This window comes from Streptomyces sp. NPDC033221 (assembly GCF_055577005.1).
Genome location: NZ_JBVIQN010000011.1, coordinates 130,059 through 151,462, shown reverse-complemented (window position 1 = coordinate 151,462; position 21,404 = coordinate 130,059). Strand labels below are relative to the sequence as shown.

Below are 21,404 nucleotides of genomic sequence, written 5' to 3'. Positions count from 1 at the left end.
CGATCCTTGGCCATATGACTGCGCGCGGTCAACCTGGGACGCCGGCCCGTTCAGGAGTTGTACGTGCTCTGCGCCCGCTCCAGACCGTCCACCACGAGCCCCTCCACCGCGTCCGCCGCACGGTCCACGAAGTAGTCCAGCTCCTTGCGCTCCGCACCGGAGAAGTCCTTCAGCACGAAGTCCGCCACCTGCATACGGCCAGGAGGACGGCCGATACCGAAACGCACCCGGTGGTACTCCGCCCCCAGCGACTTCGTGATCGACTTCAGACCGTTGTGCCCGTTGTCGCCACCGCCCAGCTTCAGCCGCAGCGCACCGTAATCGATGTCCAGCTCGTCGTGCACCGCGATGATGTTCGCCACCGGAACCTTGTAGAAGTCCCGCAGCGCCGTCACCGGACCACCCGACAGATTCATGAACGTCATCGGCTTGGCGATCACCACCCGCCGGCCGCCGGGACCCGGCGGACCGAACCGGCCCTCCACGACCTGCGCCCGCGCCTTGTGCGCCTTGAACCGCGCACGCATCCGCTCCGCGAGCAGATCCGCCACCATGAACCCCACGTTGTGGCGGTTGGCCGCGTACTCCGGTCCCGGATTGCCCAGCCCCGCGACCAGCCAGGGGCCCTCGGCGTCCGTCGTCATCCTTATGTCTCCTTGCAGCAGCAGACCGCGTGAAACGGCTCAACCGCCGCCCGCGCACACGGCGCGGAGCGGCGGTTGAAACAACGCGCTACGAAAGCGATCAGCCCTCGGCGGACTCGTCACCCTCGGCCGCCGGCGCCTCGGCCTGCGCCGCGACGACCTGGAGCACCACGGCGTCCTCGTCGGTGGCCAGCGTCGAACCGGTCGGCAGCTTGATGTCCTTGGCCTGCACCGAGTCACCGGCGTCCAGGCCCGCCACGGAGACGGTCACCGACTCCGGGATGTGGGTGGCCTCGGCCTCCAGCGACAGGGTGTTCAGCAGGTGCTCCAGCAGGTTGGCACCCGGCGCCAGGTCGCCCTCGACGTGGATCGGCACCTCGACGGTGACCTTCTCGCCCTTGCGCACGGCCAGGAAGTCCACGTGGACCAGGAAGCCACGGATGGCCTCACGCTGCACGGCCTTGGGGATGACCAGCATGTTCTCGCCGTCCATCTCCAGACGGATCAGCGCGTTCGGGGTCTTCAGGGCCATCATCAGCGCGTGGTTGTGGATGGCGATGTGCTTCGGCTCGTCACCGTGGCCGTAGATCACGGCGGGGACCATGTCCTCGCGGCGGGAACGGCGGGCGGCACCCTTACCGAAATCGGTACGGATCTTGGCGTCGAGCTTGACCTCGGCCATGGGGCACTCCTCGTAGTCGGCGCGGTCGACGGACGACCGGACGGATCTGTGGGGCGTCACCCGGCCCACGACAGACCTGCTACGAAGAGCGCGTCGATAACGGACCGCCGCACCACAGAAAAGTGCGGCCTCCCTCGCCGAGCAACTCCATGAGTCTACCCGGCGGAGAGGCCGCCCCCAAAGTCGATCTCCGTGCGCCCTCAGCGGCTACGGAATCCGGCTCACTGCTCCTCGAAGAGGCTGGTCACCGAACCGTCCTCGAACACCTCACGGATCGCCCGGGCGACCGTCGGCGCCATCGACAGCACCGTGATCTTGTCCAGCTCCAGCTCGGACGGCGTGGGCAGGGTGTTCGTGAAGACGAACTCGCTCACCTTGGAGTTCTTCAGACGGTCCGCCGCCGGGCCCGACAGGATGCCGTGCGTCGCCGTCACGATGACGTCCGCCGCGCCGTTGGCGAACAGCGCGTCCGCCGCGGCGCAGATCGTGCCACCGGTGTCGATCATGTCGTCGACCAGGACACAGACCCGGTCCTTCACATCGCCGACGACCTCGTGGACGGTGACCTGGTTCGCCACGTCCTTGTCCCGGCGCTTGTGCACGATCGCCAGCGGCGCGTCCAGCCGGTCGCACCAGCGGTCCGCGACCCGCACCCGGCCCGCGTCCGGCGAGACCACCGTCAGCTTCTCGCGGTCCACCTTGGCGCCCACGTAGTCCGCCAGCACCGGCAGCGCGAACAGGTGGTCCACCGGGCCGTCGAAGAAGCCCTGGATCTGGTCGGTGTGCAGGTCGACCGTGACGATCCGGTCGGCGCCCGCGCACTTCAGCAGATCCGCGATCAGCCGTGCCGAGATCGGCTCGCGGCCGCGGTGCTTCTTGTCCTGGCGGGCGTACCCGTACGACGGGATGACCACGGTGATGCTGCGGGCCGAGGCCCGCTTCAGCGCATCAATCATGATCAACTGCTCCATGATCCACTTGTTGATGGGAGCCGTGTGGCTCTGCATCAAGAAGCAGTCCGCACCACGCGCCGACTCCTGGTAACGGACATAGATCTCTCCGTTGGCGAAGTCGAACGCCTTGGTCGGGACCAGCCCGACACCCAGCTGGTGGGCGACCTCCTCAGCCAGCTCGGGGTGGGCGCGGCCGGAGAAGAGCATCAGCTTCTTCTCGCCGGTCGTCTTGATCCCGGTCACAGCAAATCTCCTCAGATCCTGTTTGCGTGCGCTTATCACGGTACGCCCCGCACGGCGCACCCGAGCACGATCACTGCTCGCCGTCGGACTCCTGGCCAGCAGCAGACGCAGCCTGCGCGGCGGCGCTTCCGGGACGCTTACGCGCGACCCAACCCTCGATATTCCGCTGCTGGCCGCGCGCGACCGCCAGCGAACCCGGGGGCACATCCTTGGTGATGACCGAGCCGGCAGCGGTGTACGCGCCGTCCCCGACCGTGACAGGAGCCACAAACATGTTGTCCGAACCGGTCTTGCAGTGCGACCCGACCGTCGTGTGGTGCTTCGCCTCGCCGTCGTAGTTCACGAACACGCTCGCCGCACCGATGTTGCTGAACTCACCGATCGTCGCGTCACCCACGTACGACAGATGCGGCACCTTCGTGCCCTCACCGATCGTCGCGTTCTTCATCTCCACGTACGTACCGGCCTTCGACTTCGGCCCCAGATCCGTACCCGGACGCAGATACGCGTACGGACCCACACTCGCGCCCGGACCGACCTTCGCACCGTCCGCGACCGTGAACAGCACCGTCGCACCCTCACCGACCGACGTGTCCTTCAGTCGCGAGTCCGGACCCACCGCCGCGTGCGCCGCGACATGCGTACCGCCCAGCAGCTGCGTACCCGGGTGCACCGTCGCGTCCGCCTCGAACGTCACCGACACATCCACCCACGTCGTCGCCGGATCCACGACCGTCACACCGGCCAGCATCGCGCGGTGCAGCAGACGCTCGTTCAGCAGCCGGCGCGCCTCGGCGAGCTGCACCCGGTTGTTGATCCCCAGGATCTCCCGGTGGTCGTCCGCCACCGCGGCACCCACCCGGTGCCCGGCCTCGCGCAGAATCCCCAGCACATCGGTGAGGTACTCCTCACCCTGGCTGTTGTCCGTACGCACCTTGCCCAGCGCGTCGGTCAGCAGCTGCGCGTCGAACGCGAACACCCCGGAGTTGATCTCCCGGATCGCGCGCTGCGCGTCCGTGGCGTCCTTGTGCTCGACGATCTCGGTGACCGCGCCGGTGTTCTCGTCGCGCACGATCCGGCCGTACCCGGTCGAGTCCGGGACCTCGGCCGACAGCACGGTGACGGCGTTGCCGTCCGCCGCGTGGGTGTCACCGAGCTTCTTGAGGGTCTCGCCGGTCAGCAGCGGGGTGTCCCCGCACACGACGATCACCGTGCCGTCGAGGGTGACGCCGCCGTTGCCCAGCTCCTCCAGGCCCATGCGGACGGCGTGACCGGTGCCGTTCTGCTCGTGCTGGACGGCGGTGCGCACGTCCGGGTCGATCTCGGCGAGATGCCCGCCGACCTGCTCACGGGCGTGACCCACGACCACCACGAGGTGCTCGGGGTCCAGCTCACGGGAGGCGGCGACGACGTGCCCCACGAGGGAGCGGCCGCAGATCGCGTGCAGGACCTTCGGGGTCGACGACTTCATGCGGGTGCCCTCACCCGCTGCGAGAACGACGACGGCGGCCGGGCGGTTGGCGCTCACGGGGATGCCCTTCGGCTTCTTCGGGTGGTGGACACCCGAAGGATACCGGTGCGGTTTGCGGCCGAAACGCGGGCGGGTCCCGACCGGAGGTCGGGACCCGAACTTGGCTTTGCTCCCCCGTCAGGACTCGAACCCGAACAGATGGCACCAAAAGCCACAGTGCTGCCAATTACACCACGGGGGATCATTCCGGTCTAAACCGGACATTGCGTCAGGCTGTCGACCGGGCTCCCAACACTATGCCGTACCACCAGCCTTCAATGCGACGGTACAGCTCCGTGCCTTGCAGAACGCGCACGACCAGGCAGCCGTGGTAGTCCTCGCCGACATTCTTCCGGACGGTCTTCGGGTTGTGTTTCTTCAGCGTCGTCTTGCCGAACGCCGCGACATCGACGCACACCAGATCCGCCCAGTAGCGTTCGGACGCCGCCACGTCGGCGGATTCGTGGATCAGTACGCGAAACCTCAGCCGCTCGGGCCCGACGGCCAGCAGATCCAGCCAGGCCAGATAGGTCTCGATCATGCCGGGGTCGCTGTTGATGAATGTGACCGACTCGTCCGTGCGGTGCGCTTTGCTCTTCGAGCCCTCTGCCCAGTACAGGCCGACGCCGATGAGGAACAGTTCCCGCTCGGTGAGGGTGCCGATCTCGCGGGCCGCGTCCTCTTTCGTCTGCTTACGGGCTTCGGCCACTGCCGTGCGGTGCGGTCCCCAGCGGGCCTCCCGCATCCGGTGCATGCGTTCCGGCGAGGCCACCGGTTTGGGCATGTCCCGTACCCAGAGCGAGACCGAGCTCTTGGAGACGCTCAGCTCGGCCACGATCTCGTCGTACGTCATCCCCTGCCCCCGCAGCTCCCGCGCCCTCGCCCGCACGTCGTCCTTCGCGTTCGGGCGGCGGGTCCAGTCCGGGGGCGGTTCGCCTTCCAGGAGGCGGTTGAGGATGTCGTTGTTGTGGAGGTGTAAGCGGTCGCGGATCTGGCGGCGGCTCAGGCCGGCGCGGCGGAGGGTGACGGCCTGGTCGCGCAGGGACTTGAAGTCCGGTCGTGTGTGGTGGTGCATGAGGTCAGGTTCGGCCCGGTCGGTGTGCGAAGGGGTCGAAAATATGGACGATTCAATAGTTCGAGGGAAAAGGGGGAGTACCGGCCCGTAACGGTGTACTCGCGTGCAGGAGCGAGGGACGGAAAAACGGTCGCGAGCGCCCGTAGGCTGGTTGGTATGACCGCAACGGGGGCAATCGAAGCAACGGGTGCGAGGGACGCGCCCGCCGGACCGTGGTGGTGGCCGCGGCGGCGGAGCGCCGTGCTGGATGTGTCGCTGGCCGTCGCCTCGACGCTGGAGACCGCGTTCGAAGGGATGGCCTTCGCCGAGGACGCGGGGCTGCCGTCGTGGGCCGGGCTGCTGCTCGGGCTGGTCGTGGGGCCGGTGCTGCTGCTGCGGCGCCGTTGGCCGGTGGCCGTGGTGCTGGTGTCGATCGCGGTGTCGCCGACGCAGATGGGCGCGCTGCTGAGCATGGTCGGTCTGTATTCGCTGGCGGTCTCGGACGCGCCGCGCCGGGTGACCGGGCTGCTGGCCGGGATGGCGATGGCGGCGACGCTGGTGGCCAGCTTCTTCACCATCCGGCAGGACGTGGGTGGTGAGCCCGATTTCAATCCGCCGACGTGGTTCGTGCTGGTGATGGCGGTGACGGCGGCGTTGGTGCTGACGGCGCCGCCGGTGTTGTGGGGGTTGTACGTCGCTGCCCGGCGCCGGCTGGTGGAGAGCTTGCGGGAGCGGGCGGACGGGCTGGAGCGGGAGCTGTCGCTGCTGGCCGACCGGGCGGAGGAGCGGGCGGAGTGGGCCCGTAACGAGGAGCGGACCCGGATCGCGCGGGAGATGCACGACGTGGTGGCGCACCGGGTGAGTCTGATGGTGGTGCATGCTGCGGCGTTGCAGGCGGTGGCGTTGAAGGATCCGGAGAAGGCGTCGCGGAACGCGGCGCTGGTGGGGGACATGGGCCGGCAGGCGTTGACGGAGCTGCGGGAGATGCTGGGGGTGCTGCGTACGGCGGAGGGGGCGTCGGGCCGGTCGTCGGGGCCGGTGTCGGACGAGCCGGAGCGGCTGGTGGCGGTGGCGTCGAAGGTGAAGTCGAGGGCGGCGGGGGAGTCGGCGGGGTCTGGTGGGGCCGGTGGTGCCGGGGTGCGGTCGGAGGTGTCCGTGGGGGTGGCGGAGGCCGGGCCGGAGTCCGGTGGTGCGGTGCGTGGTGGTGCCGTGGTGGTGGCGGTGGAGTCGGAGGGTGAGGGGCCTTCGCTGGCCGAGCTGGGGGATCTGGTGGGGCAGTCGCGGGCGGCGGGGATGGCGGTGGAGCTGTCGGTGGACGGGTCGGTGGGGGAGGGCGGTTATCCGTCGGGTGTGGAGCAGACGGTGTACCGGGTGGTGCAGGAGGCGCTGACGAATGTGCACAAGCATGCGCCGGGTGCGGAGGCCCGGGTGCGGCTGGCGCATCGTGAGGCGGAGGTGGCGGTGCAGGTGGAGAACGGTCCGTCGGAGCGGGGTGCGGCGGATGTGGGGTTGCCGAGTGGGGGCAATGGCCTGGTCGGTATGCGGGAGCGGGTGACCGGGCTGGGTGGGGTGTTCGTGTCGGGGCCCACGGAGGCGGGTGGTTTCCGGGTGTCGGCGGTGCTGCCGGGGCGGCAGGGGGAGTAGGGAAAGCAGGGAGCCCCGGGGGTTTGCCGGGGCTGCCCGTGGCTTTCGTTCAGCCCTGTTCCGTGCCTGCCGGGCTGAGGCGGGTGGGGCGGAGGCCGAGGACGAGGGTGTTGAGGGCCTGGTCGAGGTCGGCGCCGAGGTACCAGTCGCCGGTGTGGTCGAGGCTGTAGACGCGGCCTTCGGTGTCGATGGCGAGGACGGCCTGACCGCCGGCTTCCTGGCCGAGGGGGGCGACGTCGGTTTCCAGTGCGCGGCCGAGGTCGCCGAGGGTGCGGGCGAGGTGGAGGCCGTGCAGGGGGTCGAGGGTGAAGGGGGTGGGGGCGATGTGGCGTCCGGGGCCGGTGGGGGCGATGTCCAGGCCGCCGAATTCCGCCCAGGCCTCGACGGCGGCGGGGAAGACGGTGTGGCGGTGTCCGGCGGGGGAGGCGTGGGCGCGCAGGGCGTCGGCCCAGTGTTCGGCCTGCTGTATGTCCCAGCGTCCGGTGCGCCAGCCGGCGTCCTGGAGGGCGGCGTCGACGGCGACGGGGAAGCGGGTGGCCGAGGTCCGGTCGTAGGAGTCGTAGACCGGGGCGACGGGCGCGGCGGTGGCCGTGGCGGTGGAGTCCGCGGACGGTGCGGTGGGGGGCATGGTGCGGGTCAGCTCCCTGCGTGCGTACCGATGGGCATGACGCCGAAGAAGGCGAGGAGGGCGTCGCAGGAGCGACAGGGGGGAGCGTAGCTGCCGTGCAGGGGGTCGCCGTCCTCACGGATGTGCCGGGCGGTGATTTTGGAGTGTTTGAGGGAGCGGCGGGCCTCGCCGTTGGTGAGGGGTTTGCGGGAGGCGCGTTTGCCGCGGTTGGCCTCGACGGCGGTGAGGTGCCGGCTGAGCAGGACGGCTTCGGGGCAGCGGCCGGTGAAGCGTTCGCGCTGGGCGGTGGCGAGGGTGTCGAGGAAGTCCTGGACGAGGTGGTGGAGCGCGGGGGGCTGTTCGGCTTTGCTGGCGGTGCAGGTGAGGGTGCGGCCGCGTACGGACAGGGCGGCGCCGACGGTGGGGAGGATGCCGTCGCGGCGGTGGCGGAGGGCAGGCGGACGGTCGTCGGCGGCGGTGCCGCTCCAGCCGACGCGGGGGTCGCCCGCGGTGGCGGTGTTGTGGTGTGCCGTGGTGCGCATGGTCAGTGCTTTTCCCTCCCCGAATCCCCGGGACGCCGGAGGTCCCCCGCAAGGGTAGGGGGAGGGTCAGCCTGCCAAATGCCCCGGGTGTTGGGGAAGTCGGGTGTGCTGTCGGTGATGTCACGGTTGTGTCCGTGTCCGGTACCGGTCCGGCGGGGGGTGGTGGATGGGTGTGCGGTGGGGGCGTGCGGTGAAGTGGTCGTGTGCTGGCGGTTGTTGGGGTGTGGGGGGTGGTGGGGTGGTTGACGTGCGCGGGAGAGCCGGTTGCGGCACGGCATAGGCTGTGCCCAGTAGCCGGATTCAGCCAGGGAGCACCGCCATGACGTCAGGTCGGCACGGGCTGGGGGCACCTCCCGGCCCTCAGGCCGCGGGCCACGCCGCGCCACCGAACACGGCCTATGCCGGACAGGTCGTGCATTTCCCGGACCCGGTGCGTGCCGCGCGGTATCCGAGAGGGGTGCCGGTGGACGGGCGCGGGTTCCCGGATTTCTCGTCGTACGCGCGGGCGGCCGCGGAGATCGCGGAGCCGCCGGAGGGTTTCGGCGTGGACGAGTTGCGGCTGACGGACTATGTGTCGGCGAATGTGGCGCTGCACGCGCAGGGGCACGAGCTGTGGGAGGACGTGCCGTCGGTGGCGACGCCGCACGGCTGGACGTGGCATCACGTGGCGGGGACGCGGCGGATGGAGCTGGTGCCGGTCGAGGTGAAGGCGCTGTTGCGGCATCACGGCGGGCTGGCGACGGCGGCGGTGGATCACGGCAAGCGGGGGACGCGGCCGTTGCAGGACACCCGGCCGGTGCATTTCGGGCTGCCGCATCGTGAGCTGTCGGTGCCGGAGGAGCAGGTGCGGCAGGCGGAGGAGGCGCTGGGGTACCGGCTGCCGGGTGCCTACCGTTCGTTCCTGAAGGCCGCGGGCGGGTGTGCGCCGGTGGGGGTGGGGCTGCACGCGGATCTGGGGCTGCTGGTGGACCAGCCGTTCTTCACGGTGCGGGACGAGGCCGCGATGAACGATCTGGTGTACGTCAACAAGTGTCTGCGCGACCACTTCACCAAGGATTATCTGGGGGTGGGGTTCGTGCAGGGTGGTGTGCTGGCGGTGCAGGTGCGTGGTGCGGCGCCGGGGTCGGTGTGGTTCTGCGCGTACGACGATGCCCGGGACCGGGACGGTTGGCCGGTGCAGGAGCGGGTGGAGCAGTTGCTGTTGCCGTGCGGTGCGGATTTCGACGATTTCCTGCAGCAGCTGGCGGGGAGTCCGCCGGAGCTGGAGACGGTGGCGGGTCTGATGGTGGACGGCGGCTTCGCGCGTGTCGTTCCGGTGGAGGGGTGAGGCGCGGTGGTGACGTTCGCGCAGGCGCAGGAGCGTGCGGAGCGCTGGGTCAACGGTGAGGTGCCGGGGCCGTTCCAGCGTGAGGTGCTGGTGCGGGAGTTCGACCTGGGGTTCGTGGCCTGGGCGGAGGACCGTGAGGGGGGCCCGACGACGGATGGTGGTCGGGGCCGGTTGGTGATCGCGCGGGACAGCGGGGAGACGACGTTGTGGCCGGGGCTGCCGGTGGGTGAGGTGATCCGGCGGTACGAGGAGGAGTACGGCGCGGTGGCGGAGGCCGCCGTGGCGGAGGCCCCGCCGCAGCGGATCGACCTGGAGGCGACGTCGTTCCTGCTGACGCCGCCGGAGTGGCTGCAGGAGGCGGCGGACCAGATCGGGCTGGGGGGCCGGGGGACGTCGGGTGCGGGGGTGGCGGTCGCTTCGGCTGCGGAGGAGCGGGCGCCGTCCGTGCAGGATCGGGTTCCGTCCGTACCGGATCAGTCCCTTTCCGTGCCGGACGAGTCCGCTTCCGTACCGGACCCGTCCCCTTCCGTACGCGACGAGCCGGCCGATGCCACACCGTGGGCCGGTACGGACATCCGGGCGGACGAGGACGCCGACGACCGTTCGGTGGGGCTGCCGGAGACCGTTTTCGCGCCGCCGCTCGCCGGGTTCGGTGATGCGGACACGCCGCCGCCGGGCGCGCGGGCGGAGGCCAGGACGGAACTGATCGCGGGTGGCAGTCAGTTGCCGCGGACGATGATGGCGCCGGCGGTCGAGGAGCCGGAAGCGGGCGGGCCGGTGGCGCCGCCGATGCCGTCGTCGCCGCCGCAGGGGCCGCCCGCCGGGGCCGTGCCGTACGGCGGTCCGGTGCCGTCCGTGGACGAGGCCGGGCCGGGTGCGGCGGGGGCGGGGCTGTCGGAGCTGCCGCCGCCGTCCGGGCCGCCGATCGCCGATGTGCCGCCGCCTCCCTCGTACGCGGTGGGCTCCGGCGGCGGGTCCGGCGCTGCCGAGGGGCCGTCCGCGCCGCCTCCGCCGCCGTCCGGACCGCCCTCGGGCGGTCCGGGTGGTGGTGTGCATGCCGCGGCGACGATGCTGGCGGACGGTTCGGCGCTGCCGGGGAACGCGGGCGGTCCGCCGCCGCCTCCCGGTGTGCCGGGCGCGCGTGGCAATGACCGTACGGGTACGGATGCGCCGGACGGTGGCGCGGACGAAGCCGTGCAGCCGCCCGCCGCTGAGCAGTCTGCCGCCACGCCGCCCGGGGCCGCTCCGGCCGGCGGGTACATCCCGACGCAGCTCGTCTCGCAGCTCGACGCGGACCAGCTGGATCTGAGTGCGGTGGACGGTCCGGACGCGGCCGCGCCGGAAGCGGGCCAGGGCCCGCCCGCGCCGCCTGCCGCCGGTCCCGGCGGTGGTGTGCACGCGGCCGCGACGATGCTGGCCGGCGGTGCCGCGCTGCCGTCCGACGCGTCCGGTTCCGGTGGTCCGGGTGCCGGTCGCGGGCCCGGTGTGCCGCCGCCCGCCGCGCCTCCGGCGGCGCCGCCCGGCCCGCCCGGTGCCCCGAAGGCTCCCGGTGTGCCCGGCAAGCCGGCCGCGTCCGGTGACGCGGGCGGCCCGCCGCCTCCGGTCGCTCCGCCGTCCGCGCCGCCTTCGGGCGGGCCCGGTGGTGGTGTGCATGCCGCGGCGACGATGCTGGCCGACGGTGCGGGCGGCCCGGCCGTGCCGGGTCCGGGGATGCCGCCGCCCGGTGTGCCGCAGGCCGCCGCGCCGCCGGCCGCCGGCTCGTACGGCTATCCGCAGGCGGCGCCGTCCGGGCAGCCGACCGTCGGTCCCGGTTACATGGCCGTGCTGAGCTACCGGGCTCCGGACGGTTCGGAGCAGAAGATCGTGCGGCGGTCCGCGCCGGGCACCCCGCATCCGGAGTGGCAGCTGCTGCACGAGCTGCGCGGCATGAACATTCCGCCGCAGCAGGTGCTGGAGCTGCACACGGAGCTGGAGTCGTGCGACCTGCCGGGCGGGTACTGCGCGCGGATGATCCGTGAGACGTGGCCGCAGGTGCGCATCAGCCACACGGCCGCGTACGGGACGGAGCATGCCTCGCGGCAGCAGGGTGTGCGTCATCTCGTGGAGCATCAGGGCGAGTTGCACCAGGTGGCGGACGGTCCGGCGCGGCCCGCGCCGGTGCGGGTGCCGCTGCCGCACCCGTCCCAGGTGCAGCCGGTGCAGCCGGTGCCGCCGCAGGTGTTCGGGCAGGAGCTGGAGCAGTCCTTCGGTCCGCAGGGCGTCTTCCGCTTCGATCAGCGGGCGGTGTCCCGGCACGGGGTGCCGGAGGTGGTGGCGCAGACGCTGGTGTGGGCCGGGCTGCCGGTGGACTTCGGGCCGTTCTTCTGGGCGCAGGCGCAGCCGGGCCGTCCGGTGCCGACGCTGGCGGAGCTGGCGGCGGAGCGCGGGGTGCGGCCGGCGCCCGACGCGGGGTCGTACCTGGTCATGGGCAACGACTTCGGGCGTCAGCTGTGTGTGCAGTACGGGACGGCGCACATCGTGGCGGTGCCGTTGGACGGTGCCGCGCAGGGGCCCGGCGGGCATCCGGCGGTGCCGCAGTTCGTGAACAGCGGGCTGCCGGAGTTCGTGCGCTGCCTGGCGATGCTGGGGCGGATGTGGCGGTTGCGGTACGGGCTGACGCCGGAGCAGGCGGGCCGCTGGACGGTGGACTTCCAGGCGCAGCTGGTGGCGTTGGACGCGCCGGCGCTGGGGTCGCCGGAGACGTGGTGGTCGGTACTGCTCGAACAGATGTGGGACGGGCTGCTGTAGGACGAGGTGTGGGGCGGCGCGCCGGGTGACGGTGTGCCGCCTGTGGCGGCGCTCGACCTGCGGGACGGGCGGGGCACCATGATCCTTCGTATATGGGTCAGCCGTCGTGGTCGTCGCAGTCTCCGTCGCCGCAGGGCACGTCGACGCTGTACCGGTCCGGGCGTGGGGGCCGCTGGGGCCGCCGGCCGGGCGGGCGGCGCCGGGTGTCCTGGCCGAAGCGGATCGCGCTGGTGCTGCTGGTTCTGGTGGTGCTGGCGGTGGCGGGCGGGGTGGCGCTGTACGTCTGGGCGGGCGGCCAGGTGCGCCGTACCGACGCCGTCGCGGAGTACGAGGGCAGGCCGTCGCCGGGCAAGGGCACGAACTGGCTGCTGGTCGGTTCGGACAGTCGCGAGAGTCTGACGCCGGAGCAGCGCGAGCGGCTGCACGTCGGCAACGACCAGGGGCTGAACACCGACACGATCATGGTGTTGCACCGGGGTGACAGCGGTCCGTATCTGGTGAGTCTGCCGCGGGACAGCTACGTGGCGGTGCCCGGGCACGGCCGGAACAAGGTGAACGTGGCGTTCGCCGAGGGCGGACCGAAGCTGCTGACCCGTACCGTGGAGCAGGCGACGGGCCTGCGGATCGAACGCTACGCCGAGGTGGATTTCCTCGGCTTCGTGAAGGTGGTGGACGCGCTCGGCGGGGTACGGATGTGCCTGGACAAACCGCTCAAGGATGAGAAGTCGGGTGCCGACTTCCGGGCGGGTTGCCAGGAGATGGACGGAGTGCGGGCACTTGCGTACGTACGGGCGCGTTATACGGACCCGGAAGGCGACCTGGGCCGGGTCAGGCGGCAACGGCAGCTGATCGGCGCGCTCGGCGACAAGATGCTCGGGGCCGGTGTGCTGCTCAACCCGTTCGCGCTGGTCCCGGCGCTGGACGCGGCCCTGTCGGCGCTGACCGTGGACCGGGAGGCGGGCGTGCCGGACCTGGTGCGCCTGGGCTGGTCGATGAAGAAGATCGCGGACGGGGCGGGTGCGGCGACCACCGTTCCGGTGGCGAACCCCGGGGTGAACCTGGGCGGTCTCGGTGATGTGGTGGAGTGGGACGGGCAGGGAGCGCGGCGGCTCTTCCAGGCTCTCCGCGAAGATGTCCCGATTCCGACTTCTGGCAACAATTGACGCATCCTTGGACGATGGAAAGGGGCGGAGTGTCGCGTAACGGTCGCTTCGAATCGATCCAGAAAGATGTGCGCGGAATCGCGCCGCACATCGGAGAGGGGCTTGAGGGATGAGTGCATCGGTTTCGCCTCATGGGTTCGAGATCGTACGAGGACGTGGCTACCGTCCCGAGGACGTCGACCGCCGGGTCGAAGGGCTCTCGGTCGACCGCGACTCCTGCTGGGAGCGCGCCGCGCGGCTGACGGTCCTCGCCAACGAGATGACGGCCGAGCTGGCCGAGCTGCAGGAGTACGTCCGGCAGCTGCCGCCGCAGACGTACGAGTCGCTGGGCGACCAGGCACGGCTGATCCTGACGACGGCGGAGGCCGAGGCGGCGCGGCTGCGGAAGGAAGCCGAGGAGGCGGCCGAGCGGGCGCGCGAGGAGGCCGAGGCGTACGCGCGGCAGGTCCAGGAGGCCGCCGACCGGGCGGCGCAGGAGCTGCGGGACGAGACCGAGGACCGGGCGCGCCGCACGGTCGAGACGGCCTGGGCCGAGGCGGACGGCATCGAGTCCGCGGCCGCCAAGGACGCCGGGCAGTGGCGGGCCGCCGCCCAGGACGCGCTGCACGAGATGGAGCGGCGCACCGCGGAGCTGCTGCGGGAGCAGGAGCAGGAGCACACCGAGGAGTGGGAGGCGGCCGGCCGCGACCTCGCCGCGCAGGAGGCCGACCTCGAACTGCGGGTGGCGGAGCTGGAGGAGCTGGGCCGCGCCAAGGTGGCCGAGGCGGAGCGCCTCCTGGCGGAGGCCGAGGAGGCGGCGCGGCACCGCGACGAGGACGCCGAGGCGCGTGCCGCCGACCTGCTGGCGCAGGCCGGGGTCGAGGTCGAACGGATCGAGCGGGCCACCGACCGGATACTGCGGGAGCACACGGAACGGCGCGAGAAGGTGCGTGAGCACATGACGCACGTCCGCAACACCCTGGCCGCGCTGACCGGCAAGGCCCCGGACGAGGACGGGGACGAGCCGGCGGACGGCGCGGCGGCCGAGGGCGCCGGGGAGGCCGGGGCCGCGGGGGCCACGACGAGTGTGGACGGCGGCACGGTGCTGCTGGAGAAGGCCGATGGCGTGGCGGGGGATGTGGAGGAGGACGTCGAGGAGGGCCTGGCGGGTGCCGGGGTCCGGGAGACTGCTGTGGCTGCGGAGGCCGCTGTAGAGGGTCCTGTGTCTCCTGTCACTCCTGCCACTCCTGTGGCTGATGAGGCCGATGAGAGCCGGGGTGCCGCGGGGGCCGGTCCGGATACGGGTGCTGCCGGGGCGCCGGCCGATACGCGGGCGCCGGTGGACCCCGACAACGAGGACACGCTGGAGACGGAGCTGCCCCGGCTGCACGGGAAACAGCAGTGATACGGGCCGCGAACCCGGCGGGGAAGGCGGCGGGCGCCGAGCGGCGGCCGCCCTTTCCCCGGCGGGCGCCCTGACCGTCAGGTGCCGTGGCCGCCAGGCACCGTAACCGTCAGGCGTTGCCGCGGGAGGGCCCGGCGGCAGGCGGCCCGGCGGCAGGGCCCTTGACGGCCGTACCCGGCCCCTTCGTGGTCCCCGCCCCGTTCTCCTCTCCGCTCTCCTCCCCAGGCTCCCCGCCCGGCCCGCCCTCCGGGTCCCCGTGGACCGGGAAGCGGCGCGGCGCGAGGAGCAGCAGGAGCAGGAAGGCGAGGCCGGCGGCGGCCGCGGCGCCGATGTAGACGTGTTCGACGGTGGCGTCCACGGCGCGCCGCAGATAGTCGGCGGCGCGGTCGGTGAGGGCGCCGGGGCTGGCCAGGGCGTGCGAGACGGAGTCCAGGCCGCCGGGCAGGCCCGGCCGGATGTCGGCGGGTGCGGTGGCCAGGCGGCCGTTGAGGGTGGCGTTGGCGACGGCGCCGAAGAGGGCGGCGCCGACGCTCTGGCCGACCTGGCGGCAGAAGAGGATCGAGGCGGTCGCGGTGCCGCGCTCCTCGAAGCCGACCGACGACTGCACGCCGATGATCAGCGGCAGCTGGAAGATCCCGAGGGCGGCGCCGAGCGCGAACATGACCAGCGCGGGCTGCCAGGCGGCGCCGGGGTAGGGGAGCAGCGGAAAGGCGAGCAGCACCAGTGCGGCGGCGCCGATGCCGGTCATGGCGCAGGTGCGGATGCCGACGCGGTTGTAGACATGGCTGCTCAGGGCGGCGGACACCGGCCAGCTCAGGGTCATGGCGGAGAGCACGAAGCCGGCGGCGATCGGGCCGAGGCCCAGGACGGCCTGGGCGTAGGTGGGCAGGAAGACGGTCGGCGCGACCATGAGCAGGCCGACGGCGCCGAGTGCGAGGTTGACGGCCGAGATCGTACGGCGGCGCCAGACCCAGCCCGGGATGATCGGTTCGGCGGCGCGGCGTTCGATCAGGACGGTGGCGGCGCCGCAGAGCGCGCTGCCCGCGAAGAACAGCAGTGAGGGGACGGAGAGCCAGGGCCAGGCGACGCCGCCTTGGACGAGGGCGGTCAGCAGCAGCCCGCCGCAGGCGAAGATCGCGAGCGCGCCCGGCCAGTCGACGCGGGGGCGCCGGGTGCGCTCGCGGGCGGGCAGCGCTTCGTGGAAGTGCCGTATGACGAGCCAGAGGGCGAGGGCGCCCACCGGCAGGTTGACCAGGAAGATCCAGCGCCAGTCGGCGTACGCGGCGAGCAGGCCGCCGAGGGCGGGCCCGGCGACGGAGGAGGTGGCCCAGACGGTGGACAGCCTGGCCTGGATCTTGGGGCGTTCCTTCATCGGGTAGAGGTCGGCGGCGACGGTCTGGATGGTGCCTTGGAGGGCGCCGCCGCCGAGTCCTTGGAGGACGCGGAAGGCGATGAGAGAGGCCATGTTCCAGGCGGCCGCGCACAGCAGTGACCCGGCGAGGAAGATGATCACGCCGGTGACGAGGACGGGCTTGCGGCCGAAGGTGTCGGAGAGCTTGCCGTAGACGGGCAGCGTGACGGTGACGGCGAGCAGATAGCCCGAGAACAGCCAGGAGAAGACGGCGAAGCCGCCGAGGTCACCGACGATCTGCGGGACGGCGGTGGCGATGATGGTGGCGTCGAGGGCGGCGAGCGCCATACAGAGCATCAGGGCGGCCACGACGCGGCCACGCCTGGCGGGGGGACGCGTCACCGCCGCGCCCGGCCCGGCCTCCGCCTTTCCTCCCGCCCGGCCGCTCGCATCGCACCCGCTCGTGTCGTGCCCGCTCGTGCTGTTCCGGCTCACGTACTGCCCCCTCGGCTTTTGCGTGTACGCAACACCCTTCCATGGGGGCGCCGTGACCGGAACGGGGCTTCGCGCCCGGGTGACCCCGGTTGCTGGGGCGAGTGGAACGCGGGTGTCAGCAGGGAGTCGTACTCTTGTTGAAACCCGGCCCGTCGCACGTGCCGGGCTGCTCGCGTTGTTCGCCTCACCGGGACGGAAAAGCCATACTCATGAGCCTGACTGGTCTGCTCGACGCCGTCGTCCGGGACCCGGCGCTCGCCGAAGCCGTGCGGGCCGCCGCCGACGGCAACCGTCCCCATGTGGACCTGGTTGGCCCGCCCGCCGCCCGTCCGTTCGCCATCGCCGCCCTCGCGCGCCGCAGCTCCCGTACGGTCCTGGCGGTGACCGCCACCGGCCGGGAGGCCGAGGACCTGGCCGCGGCGCTGCGCTCGCTGATGCCGGCCGGCGAGGAGAACGCGGTGGTGGAGTACCCGTCCTGGGAGACGCTGCCGCACGAACGGCTCTCGCCGCGTTCGGACACGGTCGGCCGGCGGCTGGCCGTGCTGCGCCGTCTGGCCCATCCCAGCCCGGACGACGCCACCGCCGGGCCCGTCTCGGTGGTCGTAGCGCCGGTGCGTTCCGTGCTCCAGCCGCAGGTCAAGGGCCTGGGCGAGCTGGATCCTGTGGCGCTGCGCACGGGGCAGACGGCGGACCTGGAAGAGATCGTGGACGGGCTGGCGGCGGCCGCGTACGCGCGGGTCGAACTGGTCGAGAAGCGCGGCGAGTTCGCGGTGCGCGGCGGCATCCTGGACGTGTTCCCGCCGACCGAGGAACACCCGCTGCGGATCGAGTTCTGGGGCGACGACGTCGAGGAGATCCGTTACTTCAAGGTCGCCGACCAGCGGTCCCTGGAGGTGGCGGAGCACGGTCTGTGGGCGCCGCCGTGCCGTGAGCTGCTGCTGACCGCCCAGGTGCGGGCGCGCGCCGCGGACCTCGCGGAGCAGCACCCGGAGCTGGGCGAACTGCTGGGCAAGATCGCCGAGGGGATCGCCGTCGAGGGCATGGAGTCGCTGGCTCCGGTGCTGGTCGACGACATGGAGCTGCTGCTGGACGTGCTGCCGGAGGGCAGCATGACGGTGGTGTGCGACCCGGAGCGGGTGCGTACGCGCGCGGCGGACCTGGTGGCCACCTCGCAGGAGTTCCTCCAGGCGTCGTGGGCGGCCAGTGCTGGTGGTGGGAAGGCCCCCATCGATGTCGGCGCGGCCTCCCTCTGGGGCATCGCGGACGTCCGGGACCGGGCGCGCGAGCTGGGCATGATGTGGTGGACGGTGAGCCCGTTCGCCGCCGACGAGGAGCTGGACGAGGACACCCTCAAGCTGGGCATGCACGCCCCGGAGACGTACCGCGGCGACACCCAGCGGGCGCTGGCCGACACCAAGCGCTGGATCGCGGACGGCTGGCGGTCGGTGTTCATCACCGAGGGGCACGGCCCGGCCGCCCGTACGGTCGAGGTGCTGGGCGACGAGGGCATCGCGGCCCGCCTGGATCCGGAGCTGGGCGAACTGTCGCCGTCGGTCGTGCACGTCTCGTGCGGGTGTCTCGACAACGGGTTCATCGACCCGGGCCTGAAGCTGGCGGTGCTGACCGAGACGGACCTGACCGGCCAGAAGTCGGCGAGCAAGGAACTGGGCCGGATGCCGGCCCGCCGCCGTAAGACCATCGACCCGCTGACCCTCCAGGCGGGCGACTTCATCGTCCACGAGCAGCACGGCGTGGGCCGCTACATCGAGATGGTGCAGCGCACGGTCCAGGGCGCCACCCGCGAGTATCTGCTGGTGGAGTACGCGCCGGCCAAGCGCGGCCAGCCCGGCGACCGCCTGTACATCCCCACCGACCAGCTGGAGCAGGTCACCAAGTACGTCGGCGGCGAGGCGCCGACGCTGCACCGCCTCGGCGGCGCCGACTGGACGAAGACCAAGGCGCGCGCCAAGAAGGCCGTCAAGGAGATCGCCGCCGACCTGATCAAGCTGTACTCGGCGCGGATGGCGGCGCCCGGCCACACCTTCGGCCCGGACACCCCCTGGCAGCGCGAGCTGGAGGACGCCTTCCCGTACGCGGAGACGCCGGACCAGCTCACGACGATCGCCGAGGTCAAGGAGGACATGCAGAAGTCCGTCCCGATGGACCGGCTGATCTGCGGCGACGTCGGTTACGGCAAGACCGAGATCGCGGTGCGCGCGGCGTTCAAGGCCATCCAGGACGGCAAGCAGGTCGCGGTGCTGGTGCCGACGACGCTGCTGGTGCAGCAGCACTTCGGTACGTTCTCCGAGCGGTACGGCCAGTTCCCGGTCGTCGTCAAGGCGCTCAGCCGCTTCCAGACGGACACCGAGGCCAAGGCCACCCTCGAAGGCCTCAAGGACGGCTCGGTCGACCTGGTCATCGGCACCCACCGGCTGTTCTCCTCCGAGACCAAGTTCAAGGACCTGGGCCTGGTCATCGTCGACGAGGAGCAGCGCTTCGGCGTCGAGCACAAGGAGCAGCTGAAGAAGCTGCGCGCCAACGTGGACGTGCTCACGATGTCCGCCACGCCCATTCCCCGTACGCTCGAAATGGCGGTGACCGGCATCCGCGAGATGTCGACGATCACCACCCCGCCGGAGGAGCGGCACCCGGTCCTGACGTTCGTCGGGCCGTACGAGCAGAAGCAGATCGGCGCCGCCGTCCGGCGTGAACTGCTGCGCGAGGGGCAGGTCTTCTACATCCACAACCGGGTCGAGTCCATCGACCGGGCCGCGGCCCGGCTGCGCGAGATCGTGCCGGAGGCCCGCATCCAGACCGCGCACGGCCAGATGGGCGAGGCGCAGCTCGAACAGGTCGTGGTCGACTTCTGGGAGAAGAAGTTCGACGTGCTGGTCTCCACGACCATCGTCGAGTCCGGTATCGACATCTCCAACGCCAACACCCTCATCGTCGAGCGCGGCGACAACTTCGGCCTGTCCCAGCTGCACCAGCTGCGCGGCCGGGTCGGCCGTGGCCGCGAGCGCGGTTACGCGTACTTCCTCTACCCGCCCGAGAAGCCCCTGACGGAGACCGCGCACGAACGCCTCGCCACCATCGCCCAGCACACGGAGATGGGGGCGGGCATGTACGTCGCGATGAAGGACCTGGAGATCCGCGGTGCGGGCAACCTCCTCGGCGGTGAGCAGTCCGGGCACATCGCCGGCGTCGGCTTCGACCTCTACGTCCGCATGGTCGGCGAGGCCGTCGCCGATTACCGGGCGTCCCTGGAGGGCGGCGTGGAGGAGGAGCCGCCACTGGAGGTCAAGATCGAACTGCCGGTGGACGCGCACGTCCCGCACGACTACGCCCCCGGCGAGCGACTGCGCCTCCAGGCGTACCGGGCGATCGCCGCGGCGTCCTCGGAGGAGGACATCACGGCCGTCCGCGAGGAGCTGACCGACCGCTACGGCAAGCTCCCCGAACCGGTCGAAAACCTCCTCCTGGTCGCCGGCCTGCGGATGCTGGCCCGCTCCTGCGGCGTCTCGGACATCACCCTCCAGGGCTCCAACGTCCGCTTCGGCCCGGTGGAGTTGCGCGAGTCGCAGGAGCTGCGCCTCAAGCGCCTGTATCCGCGTACGGTCCTCAAGCCCGCCACCCGCCAGATCCTGGTACCCCGCCCATCAACGGGCAAGATCGGCGGCAAGCCGCTGGTCGGACGGGACCTGCTGGCGTGGGTGGGGGAGTTCCTGACGTCGATTCTGGGGTCGTAGGACCTGGCGTAACGGCGTTTGTGCCGTCTTCTGCCCTATTCAGGCACCTTGCCGGTGACCGGAGGGAGATATCGCTCTATGGTCGGGCTGCCTCGTGGGTCTCACGAGGTCTCCCGGCCATCGAGAACTGGATGTTCCCACCGTGCTAAGACCCCGCCGCGCCGCCCTGTCCGCTGCCGCCCTGATGACCGCGGCCCTGGTCGCCCTCTCCGGCTGCACGCCGGACGGGGGTGCGGACAAGGGCGGTGCGGCGAGCCCGTCCGCGACGGCTTCCGCCTCGGCCTCCGCCACGCCTTCGCCGTCCGCGTCGCCGACCGAGAGCCCGAGCCCCAGCGCCACGCCGTCGTCCGCCGCGCCCACACCCACGCCCGAGGCTGCCGAACCGCCCGCGCCGACGCGTAAGACGCACCGGACCGGCGGGGGCTCGGACTCCGGTTCCGGCGGCTCGTCGTCCGGCGGTTCCGGTTCCGGTTCCGGTTCCGGCTCCGGCGGTTCCGGTGGTGACGCCTCCGGCGGCGTGCTCCTCGCGCCGTCCGGCAACCACTACCGCCGCGGCCAGTTCTGCAAGAAGGCCCACCTCGGCCAGACCACGAAGGACTCCCACGGCGCGACGCTGACCTGCGAGATGCAGAGCGGGCGTCCGCACTGGCAGTGAGTGGGTGCGGGCGGCGGGGGCGGCGGTTCAGGCGACGTGTGCGGCGATCTGCCGTGCGCAGGTGAGGGGGTCGGTGTCGGTGGTGTCGACCTCGATGTCGTAACTGACGCCCCGGTGGACCAGTTCGGCCTGTGACTCGGCCATGCCGGTGACCCGGTCGCCGCGCGCGGCCTCGCGGGCGGCGGCCGTCTCCGGGGCGCAGCGCACGCCGACCCACAGCACCGACAGGCCCTTCAGCGTGCGGCGCCAGCGTTCCTGGCCCTCGGCACCGCCGAGGAAGACCTCGTCCAGGAGGACGCCGGTGCCCGTGCGGGCCACGGCGGCGACGCCTTCCTGCCAGTCGGTCTGGAGGGCGCGGAAGACCGGGCCGACGGTGATGCTGCCGTCGGGGGCGAGGCCGAGGCCCGGTGCGGTCTCGGACGCCTCCGGTATGACGAGCGACGGCGGCAGGGACTCGATGAAGGAGTCGACTCCGAACGTCAGCCAGGGCCGGGGCAGGATGTCCTGGAGTTGCCGGATCACGGTGGAAGTGCCGGAGCTGGAGCCGCCGTTCAGGATGACGACGTCGGTGCGGGTGCGGAACGGGCCGGTGGTCATCGGGCCACCGTACGGAG

Annotated in this window: 16 protein-coding genes and 1 tRNA gene; 7 read left to right on the top strand and 10 right to left on the bottom strand. The window is 71.8% G+C overall.

Translation table 11 applies throughout. From position 1 onward, the window contains the following. Positions 1 to 50 precede the first annotated feature (50 nt). From pth to ACZ53K_RS17225, 6 genes are all read right to left on the bottom strand, one after another. Positions 51 to 644: an aminoacyl-tRNA hydrolase gene (gene pth / locus ACZ53K_RS17250; protein WP_468836802.1), complete on the bottom strand. Its 594-nt coding sequence runs from the start codon at positions 642 to 644 to the stop codon at positions 51 to 53. Between the two features lie 100 nt (positions 645 to 744). Continuing rightward, positions 745 to 1,326 carry a 50S ribosomal protein L25/general stress protein Ctc gene (locus ACZ53K_RS17245; RefSeq protein ID WP_468836800.1) on the bottom strand — a complete coding sequence of 194 codons (582 nt, stop codon included), beginning with the start codon at positions 1,324 to 1,326 and terminating at the stop codon, positions 745 to 747. A gap of 221 nt (positions 1,327 to 1,547) precedes the next feature. After that, complete coding sequence (locus ACZ53K_RS17240; protein ID WP_468836798.1) at positions 1,548 to 2,522, bottom strand: ribose-phosphate diphosphokinase; 975 nt, start codon at positions 2,520 to 2,522, stop codon at positions 1,548 to 1,550. A 70-nt stretch (positions 2,523 to 2,592) separates the two neighbouring features. Next, positions 2,593 to 4,050 carry a bifunctional UDP-N-acetylglucosamine diphosphorylase/glucosamine-1-phosphate N-acetyltransferase GlmU gene (glmU, locus tag ACZ53K_RS17235; protein WP_468836796.1) on the bottom strand — a complete coding sequence of 486 codons (1,458 nt, stop codon included), beginning with the start codon at positions 4,048 to 4,050 and terminating at the stop codon, positions 2,593 to 2,595. Between the two features lie 112 nt (positions 4,051 to 4,162). Next, a tRNA-Gln gene (locus tag ACZ53K_RS17230) sits at positions 4,163 to 4,234 on the bottom strand. Positions 4,235 to 4,261: 27 nt separating this feature from the next. After that, positions 4,262 to 5,107 (bottom strand): hypothetical protein, encoded by an 846-nt coding sequence (locus ACZ53K_RS17225; RefSeq protein WP_468836794.1) that lies wholly within the window; start codon positions 5,105 to 5,107, stop codon positions 4,262 to 4,264. A gap of 156 nt (positions 5,108 to 5,263) precedes the next feature. On the opposite strand from ACZ53K_RS17225, the gene ACZ53K_RS17220 reads away from it, so the two are divergent. Next, a complete protein-coding gene (locus ACZ53K_RS17220) occupies positions 5,264 to 6,730 on the top strand; it encodes a histidine kinase (RefSeq protein ID WP_468836792.1) in 1,467 nt (488 codons plus the stop codon). A 49-nt stretch (positions 6,731 to 6,779) separates the two neighbouring features. Here ACZ53K_RS17220 and ACZ53K_RS17215 read toward each other — a convergent pair whose 3' ends face one another. Both ACZ53K_RS17215 and ACZ53K_RS17210 read right to left on the bottom strand, forming a co-directional pair. Beyond that, positions 6,780 to 7,358 (bottom strand): SUKH-3 domain-containing protein, encoded by a 579-nt coding sequence (locus ACZ53K_RS17215; RefSeq protein ID WP_468836790.1) that lies wholly within the window; start codon positions 7,356 to 7,358, stop codon positions 6,780 to 6,782. Positions 7,359 to 7,366: 8 nt separating this feature from the next. After that, positions 7,367 to 7,879: a YwqJ-related putative deaminase gene (locus ACZ53K_RS17210; RefSeq protein WP_468836788.1), complete on the bottom strand. Its 513-nt coding sequence runs from the start codon at positions 7,877 to 7,879 to the stop codon at positions 7,367 to 7,369. Positions 7,880 to 8,198: 319 nt separating this feature from the next. Here ACZ53K_RS17210 and ACZ53K_RS17205 point away from each other — a divergent pair, with 319 nt between their 5' ends. The 4 genes from ACZ53K_RS17205 to ACZ53K_RS17190 all read left to right on the top strand — a co-directional run bounded on the left by ACZ53K_RS17205 (position 8,199) and on the right by ACZ53K_RS17190 (position 14,540). Then, complete coding sequence (locus tag ACZ53K_RS17205; RefSeq protein ID WP_468836786.1) at positions 8,199 to 9,206, top strand: SMI1/KNR4 family protein; 1,008 nt, start codon at positions 8,199 to 8,201, stop codon at positions 9,204 to 9,206. Between the two features lie 6 nt (positions 9,207 to 9,212). Continuing rightward, positions 9,213 to 11,993, top strand: coding sequence for an SUKH-4 family immunity protein (locus tag ACZ53K_RS17200; protein ID WP_468836784.1), 2,781 nt, complete (start codon positions 9,213 to 9,215; stop codon positions 11,991 to 11,993). 92 nt (positions 11,994 to 12,085) lie between these two features. Continuing rightward, a complete protein-coding gene (locus tag ACZ53K_RS17195; protein ID WP_468836782.1) occupies positions 12,086 to 13,156 on the top strand; it encodes an LCP family protein in 1,071 nt (356 codons plus the stop codon). Positions 13,157 to 13,265: 109 nt separating this feature from the next. Then, the gene (locus ACZ53K_RS17190) at positions 13,266 to 14,540 is read left to right on the top strand and encodes a cellulose-binding protein (protein WP_468836780.1); all 1,275 of its coding nucleotides are present in this window, start codon (positions 13,266 to 13,268) and stop codon (positions 14,538 to 14,540) included. A 109-nt stretch (positions 14,541 to 14,649) separates the two neighbouring features. Here ACZ53K_RS17190 and ACZ53K_RS17185 read toward each other — a convergent pair whose 3' ends face one another. After that, on the bottom strand, positions 14,650 to 16,248 hold the full coding sequence (locus tag ACZ53K_RS17185; protein WP_468837053.1) for an MFS transporter: 1,599 nt from the start codon (positions 16,246 to 16,248) through the stop codon (positions 14,650 to 14,652). A 347-nt stretch (positions 16,249 to 16,595) separates the two neighbouring features. Between ACZ53K_RS17185 and mfd the strand changes: the two genes are divergently transcribed. Further along, positions 16,596 to 20,135 carry a transcription-repair coupling factor gene (mfd, locus tag ACZ53K_RS17180; protein WP_468836778.1) on the top strand — a complete coding sequence of 1,180 codons (3,540 nt, stop codon included), beginning with the start codon at positions 16,596 to 16,598 and terminating at the stop codon, positions 20,133 to 20,135. A 142-nt stretch (positions 20,136 to 20,277) separates the two neighbouring features. Then, the gene (locus ACZ53K_RS17175; RefSeq protein ID WP_468836776.1) at positions 20,278 to 20,790 is read left to right on the top strand and encodes a hypothetical protein; all 513 of its coding nucleotides are present in this window, start codon (positions 20,278 to 20,280) and stop codon (positions 20,788 to 20,790) included. A gap of 27 nt (positions 20,791 to 20,817) precedes the next feature. Here the strand turns inward: ACZ53K_RS17175 and cpt are convergent, their stop codons facing one another. Next, positions 20,818 to 21,387 (bottom strand): chloramphenicol phosphotransferase CPT, encoded by a 570-nt coding sequence (gene cpt / locus ACZ53K_RS17170; protein ID WP_468836774.1) that lies wholly within the window; start codon positions 21,385 to 21,387, stop codon positions 20,818 to 20,820. Between the last annotated feature and the right edge of the window lie 17 nt (positions 21,388 to 21,404).

Bases quoted from the DNA above. Each gene is read 5' to 3' on its own strand.
- pth (WP_468836802.1), bottom strand. From the start codon at position 644: ATGACGACGGACGCCGAGGGCCCCTGGCTGGTCGCGGGGCTGGGCAAT.
- ACZ53K_RS17245 (WP_468836800.1), bottom strand. From the start codon at position 1,326: ATGGCCGAGGTCAAGCTCGACGCCAAGATCCGTACCGATTTCGGTAAG.
- ACZ53K_RS17225 (WP_468836794.1), bottom strand. From the start codon at position 5,107: ATGCACCACCACACACGACCGGACTTCAAGTCCCTGCGCGACCAGGCC.
- ACZ53K_RS17220 (WP_468836792.1), top strand. From the start codon at position 5,264: ATGACCGCAACGGGGGCAATCGAAGCAACGGGTGCGAGGGACGCGCCC.
- ACZ53K_RS17215 (WP_468836790.1), bottom strand. From the start codon at position 7,358: ATGCCCCCCACCGCACCGTCCGCGGACTCCACCGCCACGGCCACCGCC.
- ACZ53K_RS17210 (WP_468836788.1), bottom strand. From the start codon at position 7,879: ATGCGCACCACGGCACACCACAACACCGCCACCGCGGGCGACCCCCGC.
- ACZ53K_RS17205 (WP_468836786.1), top strand. From the start codon at position 8,199: ATGACGTCAGGTCGGCACGGGCTGGGGGCACCTCCCGGCCCTCAGGCC.
- ACZ53K_RS17195 (WP_468836782.1), top strand. From the start codon at position 12,086: ATGGGTCAGCCGTCGTGGTCGTCGCAGTCTCCGTCGCCGCAGGGCACG.
- ACZ53K_RS17190 (WP_468836780.1), top strand. From the start codon at position 13,266: ATGAGTGCATCGGTTTCGCCTCATGGGTTCGAGATCGTACGAGGACGT.
- ACZ53K_RS17185 (WP_468837053.1), bottom strand. From the start codon at position 16,248: ATGCTCTGTATGGCGCTCGCCGCCCTCGACGCCACCATCATCGCCACC.
- mfd (WP_468836778.1), top strand. From the start codon at position 16,596: ATGAGCCTGACTGGTCTGCTCGACGCCGTCGTCCGGGACCCGGCGCTC.
- cpt (WP_468836774.1), bottom strand. From the start codon at position 21,387: ATGACCACCGGCCCGTTCCGCACCCGCACCGACGTCGTCATCCTGAAC.